This is a genomic window from Polaromonas sp. YR568, from assembly GCF_943369675.1.
GTDB lineage: Bacteria > Pseudomonadota > Gammaproteobacteria > Burkholderiales > Burkholderiaceae_C > Polaromonas.
In genome coordinates this window covers 31,121-44,850 of sequence record NZ_CALROB020000011.1, presented here as the reverse complement: position 1 = coordinate 44,850, position 13,730 = coordinate 31,121, and the positions used below count along the sequence as shown (strand labels likewise).

Genomic DNA, 13,730 nt, shown 5'->3' with positions numbered 1-13,730 from the left:
ACGAAAACATCCATCGTCATTTGGACCTGCGCAGTGCTGATGTCGTCCAGGCCAAGGAGCGCTTATCGTGACTGCAAACCGTTTGACGGCCTGACCGCCAGCGCCACAATCGCCGCACCGGCGGCCACCACCAGCGCGTCCTCGATCAAGCCGCTGCGCGTCTGGCCCATGCTTGCCATCGCCCGCTTGCGGCCCGCCAGCGTCAGATAGGCCAGCGGTACGGCGGTCGCAACCGCCGTCAAGGCACCAGCCCGCTCACGGCCACGCGGCGCCAATGCGGCCCCCGCAATGCCCGCGCTCATCACCCGCGCCAGCAGCCCCAGAAAGACCGTGCGGTCGGGCGCGCTCTTCATCTTGTCGCCGAACAGTTCGCCCACACCCATGGCCAGGGCGCCGTTCCTGAACAGCGGGCGGTCCAGCAGGACGAGCTGCCCCGGCGTGCGACGGTTCAGCAGCCGTGCCGCCGCGATGGTGGCCATGGGCGTCATCGAGCGCGCACTGGCAACCGCGCCTATGAGGGCGGAGAAGATCAAGCTGTCATCTTTCATGTTTTATCCCATGGAGGTATTACTGAGCCATCGTGCTCGGGCCTGCTTTATGGAAGTAGGGGAAAAGCACCCGAGCGGGCGTAGGAAGCGGCGAAGGCGTCACACCGAGGCCGACTCTGTACTCAGCTTCAGGCCCGAACCGGCTACCATCGGCCGGAAACGGCCAAAGCGGCCCTCAGGAGATGCCATTGAAAGTTCAAGGCCAATGCCATTGCGGCGCGATTCACTACGAAGCGGAAGTCCAGCCGGGCACCATCACGGTCTGCCATTGCACAGATTGCCAGACCCAATCCGGCTCCGCATTCCGGGCCAACATCCCGGCGCTTGCAAACGGTTTCCGGCTGGTGAAGGGCACACCCCGCACCTACATCAAGACCGCGGCCAGTGGATCAAAGCGGGTGCTCGCGTTCTGCGAGGTCTGCGGCAGTCCCCTGTATGCCTGCGCTGAAGAGAACCCGCAGGTGTACTCACTTCGCATCGGTACGCTGAAACAGCGTCATGACCTAGGCGCCCCGCAGCGGCAGATCTGGACGCAACGCTGTCTTTCATGGGTGGCGTTGCCGGCGGAAATTAAGGCTTTTGATGGCCAGCCATGAGAGGTGAATCTCTTTGCCTGCGTATCACCACCACACTCAAGGCAGCGTGCATTCAGCCCTAGCTTCCTGATTGCACGGAAAGTCCGTATGCCCAGCTCGCCCTGGGCGCCCTCGCGGCTGTGAAGCCGCCGCACGAGATGACGGCGCTGGGAAACGCCGTCCTCACCTTGGCCGGCACCCCATGTCGACATGGTGTTTCTTGAACCCGGCGCTGTCCATGTCGCCCCGTGGACACGGGCTGGGTCCATTCTCTTTCGCGAAACGAACAATTACCACTTAAGGACGATGCGATCTGAAGATTCTGATCGCAACATAGCGCTATCGCTCTACAGCATTTCTTTTTTACAAATTGATGAAACCCATCCCGGACCTGGCGCCACTTTCCCTGTCGCGGCATTCGCCGCACAATCTTCGCCTGCCACCTCATCCGGGCAGGCGGTTCATCTTGAACAACACGAAAGGATTTCCATGAGCACGTTCATCACCAAAGACGGCACGCAGATCTATTACAAGGACTGGGGAACCGGTCCCGTCGTGAGCTTCAGCCACGGCTGGCCGCTCAATGCCGACGCCTGGGAGGCGCAGATGTTCCACCTCGCTTCCAACGGCTTTCGCTGCATCGCGCATGACCGCCGCGGGCACGGCCGGTCGAGCCAGCCCTGGCACGGAAACGACATGGACACCTATGCGGACGACCTCAACGAGCTTTTCACCGCGCTGGATGTGAAAGGCGTCACCATGATCGGCCACTCCACGGGGGGCGGCGAAGTTGCGCGCTACATCGGCCGCCACGGCACGAAGCGGGTAGCCAAGGCTGTCCTCATGGGCGCGGTTGCGCCTATCATGCTCAAGACCCCGAGCAATCCGGGAGGACTCCCGATGGAAGTGTTTGACGGCTTTCGCCAGGCGTATCTAGCGGACCGTGCCCAGTTCTTCCTGGACGTGGCGAGCGGGCCGTTCTTCGGCTTCAACCGTCCCGGCGCCAAGGTGTCCCAGGGGCTGATCCAGTCCTGGTGGACGCAGGGAATGATGACCGGCCACAAGAATGCCTACGACTGCATCAAGGCATTCTCTGAAACCGACTTCACCGAGGACCTGAAAAAATTCGATATACCGACGCTTGTCATCCACGGTGACGACGACCAGATCGTTCCCATAGGCGCGTCGGCCATGCTCTCTTCGAAGCTGGTCAAGGGCGCGACCCTGAAAATTTACCCGGGCGGCACGCACAGCCTGGGAGACACCAGCAAAGACAAGCTGAACGCCGACCTGCTGGCATTCGCGAAGTCCTGACACATGAAGGCGGCCGCTGGATGGCCCGCAACGCGCCTGCGGCCTGGAGGGCCGCATAACCGGCATCTCGCAGAAGGTGTGGATCGAGTAGCTGCGCGCGCTGGGGGAATACGGCATGGTCAGCCGGCAGCCCAGCGCCGTCGACAGCCAGGGGATTGAATAAGGGCTCACGCCACTGGGGGAAAGCCTGCGGCCCATCCTGGAGTCATTGAGTGAATGGGGAAGCCATCATGCGGAGGCGCTGGATGAGACGCCCAGGCTTGTGCCGTGCGAGGCCTTGATTCGGGAGCGCGTTGGTTGATGCCTCGGGTATCAGGGCAACAGCTTGCGCGTGTCCGCGGTGCTGATATCGTCCAGGTGCCTGAACGCGGGTGCAATCCTGTCGATGTCGCCGGCCGGTACGCCCGAGCGCTCGAACGATACCTTCCATTGCCGGACCACCCGCCAGACTTCATCCATCAATTCGCCGGCACGCGCCCGGCTCAAGGAGAACACCGCGTGCCCGTCCAGCGCGTTGTCGAGTGTCGCGAGGCGGCCCTGGGGCCCGATTCCCAAATGAAGAAAGCGCTCGGTCGCCAGGCTGGGCCGCGGCAGCACGTCGTAAAGCGGGCTGAGCCGCCAGCCCGGCAGCCGGGGGTCCCACAGGAATCCGTGGTTGCGCAGGTGGTCGTCGTCGTTGCTGGTGAAGATGTTGAACACCATGCGCTTGAAGAGTTCTTCGTTGTCTGGGCGAATCACGCCTGGATGGCAGTGTCGGCGCACGGCGGCCGCCAGGTCGGCGTAGGATTTTGTCCGCGACTCCGTCTCGTCACATCCGACCAATGTCAGCCCGCTCACAAAGCCCATGCGGCGCTCGGTCAAGCCCTCGGCGGGGGCTAGCAGCAAGTCTGTTTCCGCGGTGGGCTGTGTTCCTTGCGCCAGCCAGTAGCGGTCGAAACGCCGGATCATCATGATGCGGCGGTCACCCAGCACGCGAGTACTGACCGGGGGCACGTTCAAGCCGGCCTCCCGCGCGAGCACCAGCGAAGCGCATTCCACCGCGGGAATGTCGAAGGCGTCATTCCTGCTTTGAAACTTCGCAAGCCAAAGGGCGCCGCTCTCGTCGCGCACGGACGCTTTGGGCCGGGCGCCGCCGAGTCCCGATCCAACTTCGAATATGTATTCAAGGCTGGCGGGAATATCCTCTCCGGCCTCGATGCGCTCCGCTGCCTCCATCAAGTAGCTGAGCGCATGGACGCCTCCTGCGGCGCCCGTCGGCCCGTCAGCGATGCTGGAACGGATGTCGAGCGCACCGACTCTCTCGCTGCCCGCATGCAGCAGGTATTGTGATTCGGCCAGGCTGTTTGCCGGCACCTTGAGCTTGGCCTCGATGACCCGGCGCCCCCAGGAATCCGGCGCGGCGTCGCGGATGCCGCCGAAATTCAGCAGCTTGTTGACCGGCAGCAACTGCTTGCCCTTCACGGGCTCCGGCCCACGGATCGCCAGGCTGACCGGGTCCACCTCCAGTGCATCAGCGCGAGCCAGGTATTTCGTGCCGTAGGCAAAGCGCGATGCCAGGAGTTCAGAGCCCTGCTCCGTCATCGTGAGCTGCCCGCAAGGCGCCCAGGCCTCGTTCAAGTAGGCGAAGGTCATCAGCTCCAGTTCTTTAGCCGCCATAAAAATTCCGCTTTGCTTTAGATAGATGGCACCGCGCGGTGCGCGCATGAATTCAGAAATTCAGTTTGTCGAGTTCGGCGGCACTCAGGTCGCGAACGCGCTTTGTCGATTCCCGGGCCTGCAGCGCCGTCAGCGCGGGGTCGGTTTCAGTCAACAGGTCTGCCAGTGTTGTCCCCGGCGCGATGGCATCGAGGTAGCGAAGCACCTGCCCAATCGCCAGGCCGGGGTCGCCTTTCTCAAGGCGGTAGGCGGTGTTGCGCGAAAAGCCCGCGCGCAGCGCCGCGTCGGCCTGTTTGACCTTGCGTGCCTGGCGCAGGCGCGCAAGAAGATGCCCGAGGTGGGCAGTCTCCTGCGCGAGCTGGGGGCTGAGGATGGCCGATTGGTTTACTTTCATGTTCGTCAAATCACTCGTTCTATTGATAAAGATTGATTTAACGAGCATGTTACATCGGTATTGACTTATGGTCAATATATGATCGATTAATCAAGCTTTATGAGCTTAGTGATTGGTTTAAAGATTATTAATACTGGAAATGGCCCCCACTGTAGGGAGAAAGTGGTAACTATCTGCGATTAGTCAGGTAGTGCATAGGTCCCCTTCGAGACTTTCTTCAGTAGCTTTCTTCCCATTAACGTCGACATGGCATTGGCATAGGAGTGGTGCCACTTTTCGTAGCCGAGTGATGGATGAATGACGTATCGGTCAAAGATTTTTCTTGCTTCTACAACTACGTTTATTGATTGCCCCCGCTTTAGCCAATTAGCTCTGGATATCCCGAACGCAAGTGCTGCTCGATAAATCAATCGATTCCCCCCGGGGTCCTCGCCATATCCAATGTGACCACTCCCTCCAACGAAGGAGAAGGACCAGGCGGCATACGCCGCAAGTGATAGCGGTAGGCCGGCAATTTCTTCCTTCGAAAAGGCCTTCGGTTCACAGGAAGAAATAATCTTGTCGTACCGCATTACTTGCGCGACTAGATTCGCGTCAGGAATGGCGTCGATTCTCGGAAAATACCCATTGCAAAAGTCACACCTATGAAGATGCTCTTGACCCCTAAAGTCCACATAGTGCGGAGTAAGCTTTTTACATAATTCGCACGGCAAGGGTGTGCGCGAGCCACGCCTGAAGTCTTCGTCAAAAATGTCAGAGCGGTTCCCAGTCACATCAATTTTTCGAATGGAGTCGGAACTCCATTCGAAAATTGGCCAAGGATGGTAAAGAGAGAAATAGTCAACCCAGAATCCAGAAGCATTTGGCCAACCAACGCCTTCGATCAACCAAGCGCTCCAATCGTGGCACCAACCAATATGGGCGCTCTTAGTTTCAAACCATTCGCAGTTGAGAGCCGCCGCAAGAATGGATCTCGGTTGGGCAGAGATTCTTGCTTTGGACGCAGAAGCTGCGTGTTCCGGAATCTGTAGAAGCGAGGTATGAAACTTGTCAATTTGATCCACGCATCCCATAACCTCTGCGTCATAGAGCGCAATGCAGAGCGTAGTTGCGCGGGAGTATGCACAGAACAGTTCAGCATCATCCATCTGTTGCGCTCCCCAGATGATCACTGCAGGGGCTTCTAAACCTCGAAATCTGGATACCGTTTCAGATCTCACGCCTTCGGGAGGCTCCATGTCCCATTTGCTGAGTATGACAATGTCCGTTGGGGCAATTCCTTGATCGCGGAGATACTGCAACGTCTCGGCTAAGGCCTGCGGCATATCAATGCACAACCTCTCGCTAATGGCATCAGCTTCGTGCTCCCTAGGGGAGAACATCTGGAGTGATGGCGGTAGAACAGTTGTAAGTCGGTCAAACACAGCTCTAGGCGATCGAATAGAAATACTCAAAGAGAACGGCTGATCGACGTTGATGATTGCGCAGAGTTTCTCAATGGAAACACGTTCTTTTTCAAAAGAAAAAATCTGAGTTTCGTCGCAGAAGGCAATCAACTTCTTTTTGTCATGCCATTGAGCAAGCCATTCACACCATTCGGGTTTGAACGCTTGCGCCTCGTCGATTAGCAGAACGTCATAGCTTTTCAGTCGTCCAGCTCGCTCCGCTAAACGAACATCATCGATGCAGCCTTTGTCCATCCAATCTTCCTCAAACTCATCTTTCCCGATGCTCCTCGCGGCAGACATCGCAAAGCTGTGCCAGGTAGAGATGGCTGAGTGATATTTCGGATGAAATTGTTCACGCAAGTACTGCATCAGAAGCTTGTTGAAAGTCAGGATCAAAACGCTCAGTCCTTCAGCCATCATCCTGCGTGCTAGTTCGATGGCTATAACTGTCTTACCTGTCCCTGGCCATCCAGTTAGAACGAATCGATTGGAGCGAGTCGCGCTATTGACTACGGTAGCCTGTTCCTCCGTCAGCCTCAACCACATTTTGTTGTCGAACCAGACTCTTGCGCTCCAATCCGGTGTTCCGTCAAAACCAGGGCAGAGACTATTTATAAGAAGCGCGGTTTTCTCTGCTCCAAGTGGTGGGTTGTTCAGGGCGAGGGACCAATACGTCATCATTCGTACGACCTCCGCACCAAGTAATGGCATCTGGGTGCGGCCAATATACAGTTTGGCAGGTGGGGTAACACTGCGATCTAGTAAGGCTGCTCCAATCTCTTGCCCCGTGAAATCACTATCGGGGAAAATTACTCCATACCCAATCCTGATTCGTAGGGCCGGTGATTGCCCCAGCCATCTGGCGAGTCCATGGACGTTATTTCGCGTCTGCGCGACAACGGGAACGACTCTTCCTGTTTTTACGTGCACGAACACCAGACCGGGCGATTTGTAAGCTCCAGACTTCACTTCTAGAGCTATAACGCCTAGCTGCGGGTGAACGATTAAGAAATCAATTTCGCCTGTGGGCGGCTTCCCATCGCTGAGCTGAGATGCTGCCGAACAAAGCCACGGCAGGCTATGAATGACCGTGAATTCATCGGAGAGTTGGTCCCGAAGAAGGTAATACGCTTGTCGCTCGCCAAAGCTTTCCGTTTCAGTTGGACCGCAAGATGGAATCATTACTGCCATAGGAGTTCTCTTCTGAATTAGTTACCTGGTAGTTGATTTTTGAATAGTGGAGAGTCTTCATGACTAGGAGTATTTTCTATTAGATTGCCTTGACGCCTTCTATATAGGCACGATCACGTATGAGTCCAGCAAGCGCTGTCCTAGGCCACGAAGTTGGCTACGTGGCAGAGAATCGAGGCAACAAAATTTCGAAAGCGGCAGCGTACCTCGAGGCAGATCCATACACTCCGTGGTGCGATTTGAGGATGTTCTTGACTCAAGTGCTAATGGGAAGACGCAATTTTTCTTGGGGGAATTTCTTCGTTTGCTTGATTGCAAACCGGAACACCTACGAGGTAGCACTGGGCCCCCCTCATTGAATGGTGGGTCCTTCTTAACTGTGGCAACAAAAAACCCGCCATGCTCAATGAACACGCGGGTTGTGATGTGACCTTGAAAAATCTGAAGCAAGGTCCTGGTGCGGCCAAAGGGAATCGAACCCCTATCTGCCCCTTAGGAGGGGGCCGTTCTATCCATTGAACTATGGCCGCACGTCTCTTGGAGAGAAGCGGTGATTGTATTCGGTGGATGATGGCCCATCCCGCCCCCCCGGGAGACGCCTCAGTCGAACGGCACCGTGAAGATCAAATCCACCGCGCTTTGCTGGCCGGCCTGGGCGCGGACGGTGAAGCGTTGCGAGAGGTCGTAGAACACATAGAGCGTGCCCAGCGCGCCGGAGATCGTGCGTTCATAGGACGCATAAAAATTGCGCGAGAAGCGTTTGCCCAGGGTGATGGCGCTTTCGGTGGTGCTGCCGTCGGCGTTGTTGGAGGCGCCGCGGTAGGACAGCTCGTCCAGGCCCAGCGAGGCGGCGAGGCCGCCTGACATGCCGCCGCTTTTGCTGCCGAGCAGGGCCAGGGCGGCCTGTTGCAGCAGCGCGGCTTCTGCGCCGCCCGTGGCGGAGGAGCGGCCGACGATCAGCCAGGAGAGTTTTTCGGCATCGGGCAGTTCGGGCTGGGCATACAGGCGCACGCGGGGCAGCAGGGCGGTGCCGGTGATCTGCACGCCGACGCGCTGGGTGAGGTTGGGGCGTATGGCGAGGATGTCGAGCGAGGGGTTGTCGATGGCGCCGGTGAAGCGCAGCACGCCTTGTTCGACGTCCAGGCGCTGGCCGTAGGCGCGGTACTGGCCGTCGGCGGTGCGTATGGTGCCGTTGAGGCGGGGGTCGCGCAGGGTCTCGCCGCTCAGGGCCAGCGTGCCTTGCACGCGGGTGTCCAGGCCCTTGCCCTGGATGCGGAAGTCGCGGCCCAGGTCGAGCTCGACGGCGAGCTTGAAGGGGCGGGCTTCGCGCTCGACGGTGTCGCCGCTGGCCTGGGCCGGGGCCTTCTGGCCGGCTGCGGCGCCGCGGGTGCTGCGCACCACCACGTCGTCGCCGAGTTGCGGCGTGCCTTCTTCGGGCAGCAGGATGCGGGCCTGGTCGACCAGCAGCTTGCCGGTGAGTTCGGTCTGCTGGCCCTTGAGGCTGGCCTGCACTTCGCCGGAGATGGTGATGCGCCTGTCGGTGCGTATGCTGGCGCGCAGGCGCTCAAGTTTTGCGCTGAGCTGGACCAGCGGCTTGCCGTCGACCCAGCCGGCCTCGCCCTGTGCGGTGAGGATGCCGCCCGTGCCTTTGTCGCCGGCGCCCTGCAGTGTGAACTCGTCAATGCGCATGCGTGTGCCGTCGAGCTTGGCGCGCAGCTTGCCGTTGCCAAATTCAATGCCATCGACCACCGAGCGCAGCGCCAGGTCGTTGGCCTGCAGGTCGCCGGCCAGTTGCGGCGCGGCGCGTGTGCCGCTGATGGCGACGTCGGCGCCCAGCGAGCCGCGCAAGCGCCAGCCGGGCGGCGCGAGCACCGACCAGACGCCTATGCGCGGCAGCTGCGCGCGCAGCTGGCCGGCCAGGGGCGCGTCGCCGGGCCAGGTCCAGCCGCCGGCGGGCACGCGGGCCAAGCGTGTGCGCAGCTGGCCGTCGGCGGTGCCGGCGCGTTCGCTGTCCCAGCGCAGGGCCAGGGTCACGGCTTCGCCTTCGCTGATGAGCGAGAGGCGTGCTTCCTTGACGCCGGCGGCCACGCGCGCCGACATGCCTTGCGCGGTTTCGGCCTGCACGGTGATGTCGCCGCTGCTGCGCGCGAGGTTCGCCTTGAGGCGCAGCGTGTCGCCCAGCGTGGCGTCCCAGTCGCCGTCGAGCAGCAGGGTGCCGCCCAGCCCCGCGCCTGCCATTTGCGGGCCGGCCAGCAGCTCTATCCACGCCAGCGGCAGGCCGCTGAGCTTGCCGGCGCTGACAAGTTCTATGCCCGGCCGCCAGCGCACGGGCTGCCAGGCGAGCGTGGCTTGCGAGGGCGTTGTGGCAGCCGAAGCGCCGGCCGCACCGGAAGCAGGCGCGATCAGCAGCGCCTCGCCGGCGCCGCTCTCAAATGCGCCGCCGTTGCGCGCGGGCGTCCATTTGAGCGGCACGGCATTGCGGGTCTTGAGCTGCCAGGCGCCGCTGCCCAGGGCGGGGTCTTGCACGCTGACGCTGAATTGCTGCAGCAGGCCTTGCCAGGCGGATTCGGCGAGCGGCGTGTTGCGCGTGGCGCCCATGCGCCCGCCTTCGGCTGCGAGTTGCAGCGTGTAGCGGCGTGTGCCGGTTTCGACGCGGCCTTGCGTGCTGAACTGCGCCTGGCTCAGGCGGCCCGAGAGTGTGGCCTGGAAAGCGCGGATTTTGATCAGGTTGGCGTCTGCCGTTGTGGGGGCGGCGCTGGTCGTGGCCGGTGTTGACGCCGCCATGCGCCAGTCAAGCGAAGGCAGGTCCAGCTTTGCCTGCAATTCCGGGTCATGCCAGCCGCCTTGCCAGTTCGCTTGCAGCTCGGCGCTGCCGGCGGCCGAGGCGGATTTGAGCGCGGCGGGCATGCCGGGCAGCTTTTGCAGCCAGCGCAGGGCTTGGGCCATGTCGCGGCCGCGCAGGCTCAAATTACCCTTGCCGCTGGTGGGGCGCAGCTCGCCTTGCACCTGTGCGTCGATGCCGGGCGCGGTGAGTACCAGCTTGCCTTTGCCGCCTTGCGCGGCGGGCTGGGCTTCAAGCTGGCCGCTCAGTTCGGCGTCGTCGCTGCGCACCCGCAGCGCCGAGAGCACCAGGGTGCCGCCGGCCTGCTGCGGGTTCCAGCTGCCGGTGGCGCTGGCGTCGCGCAGGCGCAGCGGGCCGAGGGGATTGGTTTTGCTGTTCGCAGCATCGTTGCGCGCGGCCTGTACGTTCGCGTCAAACGCGATGGCCGCGCCCTGGCTGTGGACCTCGGCCTTGCCGTCCAGCGGCAGCGGTGCGAGCTGGCTGTGCAGCAGGGCGGGGTTGACGTGTTGCAAGGTGGCTTGCAGTTTCCAGGCGGGTGTCGTCGGGGCAGTGGCGGGTGCGGCGCGGGCCGTGTCCCATTCACCGCTGGCGAGCAGTTCGCCGCCGCCCAGCTGGGCCTTGAGCGTGCGCACCAGGGCCGCGCCGTCGCGCCATTCGCCCTGGCCTTCGAGCCGGTCTATCGGCAGCCTGTGCTGGTCCCAGGGGCCGGGCTGGGCGTTGGCGAGTTTGAGTTGCAGCAGCCAGGCGGAAGCTGACGAAGTGGCTGAAACCGGGCTGCTGTCGGCCGGGCGCACACTGGCGCTGCCGGTCAGCTGGGTTTGCGGGCCCTCGGGCCAGAAGGCGGCGACGTCGAGGTCGCGGAAGGTCGCGTCAGCCTGCGGCAGCGGCTGCGGCGCCCAGGGCATGACGCGGGCGGTGGCGCTGGCTTGCGGCTGCAATTGCATTTTTTTTGCCGGGGCCGGGGCCGGGGCTGGGGTCTGTGCGCGCATCTGCAGGTCGGCCTTGACCAGCAGTTCGGTGAGCGGGCCTTTTGCCGTGGCGGTGAAGGCCAGCGGGATAGGCGTTTTGCCTCCGGGCAGGGGTGCATCGAGCGCGCCCGCGAGGCTGGCATCGAGTTGCAGCGTGCCCAGTGAAGACAGGGAGGCTTTGCCGCTGTAGCGGCCGTGGGCCACCTGCGCGCTGAGCAGTTCGAGCTGGTGCGCCAGGCCGTTGAAGGAATAGTTGCCGGTGATGGCCGAGGCGGAAAACGCGGCCTTGCCCGTCCACTGCAATTGGTCGACAGAGAAACCTTCGAGCAGCACCGGCAGCGGCAGCCCGAGCGCGGAGGGCGGCACCGAGGGCGTGGTGGAGGGCGGGCGCTGGTCGTCCACCTGCACGCTGGCGGCGGCCAGGCGGTTGACCTTGAGGATGCCGTGCAGCAGTGACCAGGGTTGCCAGGCCAGGGTGACGTCGCGCACGTCCACACGCAGGCCGTTTTGCTGCCAGACCAGCTGGTCGACGTGGCCGCCGGCGCGCAGCGAACCGGTGACGCGTTCGGCGCTCAGCGGCTGCGAGCGGGCGATCCAGCGCAGCGCGGTCGCCAGCGAGCCGTCGGTGCCGGCCCACCACCAGGCGGCGCAGGTGATGGCGATGATGAGCGCGGCGATGCCGCCCAGCGTCCAGGCGGCAATGCGCCAGCCGCGCCGGGGTGGGCGTGCCGGGCGGGTTGGCTCAGGCGGAGCCATGGTGTTGGCCGGCGTGTCCATCAGAAAACAAATCCCACGGTGACGTGCAGGCGCAGCGCCTTGGGTTTGACGCCGTAGGCGACGTCCATCTGCAGCGGGCCTATCGGGCTTTTCCAGCGCACGCCGGTGCCTATGCCGACGGAGGGTTTCATGTCCTTGGGGTTGTCGGCGACGGAGCCGGCGTCGATGAAGAAGGTGTTTTCCCAGTCGCTGGGCCGGCCGTCTTTCATCATGGGGCGCTGGTATTCGACGCTGCCGACGGCCATGTAGCGGCCGGGGCCGGTCGCGCCGTTGTCCAGCTTGATGCCGATGTCGCGCCAGCCGTAGCCGCGCACGGTGGTGTCGCCGCCGGTGCGGAACAGCAGGGTGCCGGGGATGCGGGCGGAGTCCTTGGCGACCACGGCGCCGCCTTCGGCGCGCATCGCGATGCGGCCGCGCCCGAGCGGGACTATGCCCAGCCAGCGGCCCACGACGCGGCCCAGGGGCAGGTGCTGCGCGCCCATGGTGCTGCCGGCGCCGAGTTCAAAGCCCAGGCCGTAGCCTTTGTTGGGGGCGATGAGGCTGTCGAAGTAGCGCCCGGTCCAGACGTAATTGGCCGTCAGGGCCGAGCCGTCGCCGGTGTCGGCGGCGCTGGTGCCGGTCTGGCCGCTGCCGCTGACGCTGGCCCTGTCGTACTGCAGGTAGACGTTGCGGTCTATGCGTTCGCCGGACTGGGTTTGGCCGAAGCGCAGGCGACTGGAGCGGGTGACGAGCGTGTCGTCATCGACGCGCTCGGCGCGCGCCAGCGCCAGCCAGCGCCAGTTGGCTTCATCGGGAATGGAGGTCCATTCGGTCTGAGCGAAGGGCGATTTTTTTTCGATCTGCAGCTTGGTGGCGGCGCGCCAGTTGGTGCCCGGCACGCGCAGGTGCGTGTGTTCGATGGAGGCGCGCGGGCCGGCGTCGGTCGTCACGCCGACGCCGAGCACGATTTTCTGCAGTTTGGCCTCGCGCACCTGCACCTGCACGGGCGCGGCCTCGGGGTCGCTGTCGGGGTCGACAAACACATAGGCCGAGTCGAAATAGCCGCTGGAGGCCAGGCGCTGCTGCGCCTCGACGAGCTGGTTCTGGTCGTAGGGTGCGCCGGTGCTCAGGCGCGCCAGGCGCGGCACCAGCACCGGGTCGTAGCGTTCGATGCCGGTGACCTGCATGGGGCCCAGGCGGTAGAGCGGGCCGGAATCAAGATTGACGCTGAGCGCCGCGCTGTGTTCGGGCGCGTCCACGTCGGCCAGGCTGCCGGCCAGCTTGCCGGCCGGGTAGCGGCGCGCCACCAGCTCGCGCAGGGCCTGGGTCTTGGCGCCGTCCCAGGCGTCCTGCGTGAAGCGCCGGCCGGCCGGCAGGCGCCAGTCGCGCTGGATGTCGGCGCGCTGGGCCTGCGCGGCCGGGTCGGGCGATTCGGCGATGTCGCCGGTGAAGTCGATGGCGACCGTGCCTATGGTCGTGGGCTGGCCGGGATCCACGGCCACCACGATGGTCGGGCGCTGGTTGACGGCGCCTTCACGCGTGATGTTGATGTTGGGGCTGAAGTAGCCCAGCGTGCCGACCAGGTTGCGCACGTTGCGCTCGGCCAGCACGATCAGGCGGGCGAGTTCGGCCTCGTCGAGGTCGGTCACGGCGCGGTAGCGTTGCAGCTCCAGGTGTTTGTCCAGCAGTTCCTTGACGGCCTCGGGCGCGCGCACGGCGATGTCGAAGGCGGTGACTTCGGGCTGGGCGCTGGTCGGGCCGGTGGCGCCTTGCGGTGTGGTGTCGGGCGTGACTTTTTCGGGGGGCGCCGGCGGGGCGGGCGCCGTCTGCACGACGCCTGAAGGAGGGGTGGCCGTGCTGTCCATCGCGGCCGTGCCAGTTTGAGCGGTTTGCTTGGGCGCAGGCGTCTGCGCGGCGGCCAAAGGCGCCAGCAAGATCGCGCAGAGGGCGAAAGCAGGGATGAAGCCGGCGTAGGGGGTCGTTCCTGCCGGGGTGGCCGTCCGTGCGCAGTGGGTACTGGGGTGGGTCACCGGGCCAG

8 protein-coding genes and 1 tRNA gene are annotated in these 13,730 nt (G+C 63.2%); 2 read left to right on the top strand and 7 right to left on the bottom strand.

Going from position 1 to position 13,730, the window contains the following annotated elements:
* Window positions 1-62: 62 nt before the first annotated feature.
* Window positions 63-548, bottom strand: coding sequence for a hypothetical protein (locus ACLV8F_RS07950; RefSeq protein WP_411883693.1), 486 nt, complete (start codon window positions 546-548; stop codon window positions 63-65).
* A gap of 188 nt (window positions 549-736) precedes the next feature.
* Between ACLV8F_RS07950 and ACLV8F_RS07945 the strand changes: the two genes are divergently transcribed.
* Complete coding sequence (locus tag ACLV8F_RS07945; protein ID WP_411883692.1) at window positions 737-1,144, top strand: GFA family protein; 408 nt, start codon at window positions 737-739, stop codon at window positions 1,142-1,144.
* Between the two features lie 468 nt (window positions 1,145-1,612).
* Entirely contained in the window at window positions 1,613-2,437 is an 825-nt protein-coding gene (locus ACLV8F_RS07940) for an alpha/beta fold hydrolase (protein ID WP_411883691.1), read from the top strand.
* A gap of 312 nt (window positions 2,438-2,749) precedes the next feature.
* Here ACLV8F_RS07940 and ACLV8F_RS07935 read toward each other — a convergent pair whose 3' ends face one another.
* From ACLV8F_RS07935 to ACLV8F_RS07910, 6 genes are all read right to left on the bottom strand, one after another.
* Window positions 2,750-4,093, bottom strand: a complete 1,344-nt coding sequence (locus ACLV8F_RS07935; protein WP_411883690.1) for a type II toxin-antitoxin system HipA family toxin — start codon at window positions 4,091-4,093, stop codon at window positions 2,750-2,752.
* Between the two features lie 52 nt (window positions 4,094-4,145).
* A complete protein-coding gene (locus ACLV8F_RS07930; protein WP_411883689.1) occupies window positions 4,146-4,487 on the bottom strand; it encodes a helix-turn-helix domain-containing protein in 342 nt (113 codons plus the stop codon).
* A 179-nt stretch (window positions 4,488-4,666) separates the two neighbouring features.
* Window positions 4,667-7,126 carry an AAA family ATPase gene (locus ACLV8F_RS07925; RefSeq protein ID WP_411883688.1) on the bottom strand — a complete coding sequence of 820 codons (2,460 nt, stop codon included), beginning with the start codon at window positions 7,124-7,126 and terminating at the stop codon, window positions 4,667-4,669.
* Window positions 7,127-7,581: 455 nt separating this feature from the next.
* A tRNA-Arg gene (locus ACLV8F_RS07920) sits at window positions 7,582-7,656 on the bottom strand.
* A gap of 70 nt (window positions 7,657-7,726) precedes the next feature.
* Window positions 7,727-11,692: a translocation/assembly module TamB domain-containing protein gene (locus ACLV8F_RS07915; protein ID WP_411883687.1), complete on the bottom strand. Its 3,966-nt coding sequence runs from the start codon at window positions 11,690-11,692 to the stop codon at window positions 7,727-7,729.
* 20 nt (window positions 11,693-11,712) lie between these two features.
* Window positions 11,713-13,722: an autotransporter assembly complex protein TamA gene (locus ACLV8F_RS07910; protein ID WP_411883686.1), complete on the bottom strand. Its 2,010-nt coding sequence runs from the start codon at window positions 13,720-13,722 to the stop codon at window positions 11,713-11,715.
* Between the last annotated feature and the right edge of the window lie 8 nt (window positions 13,723-13,730).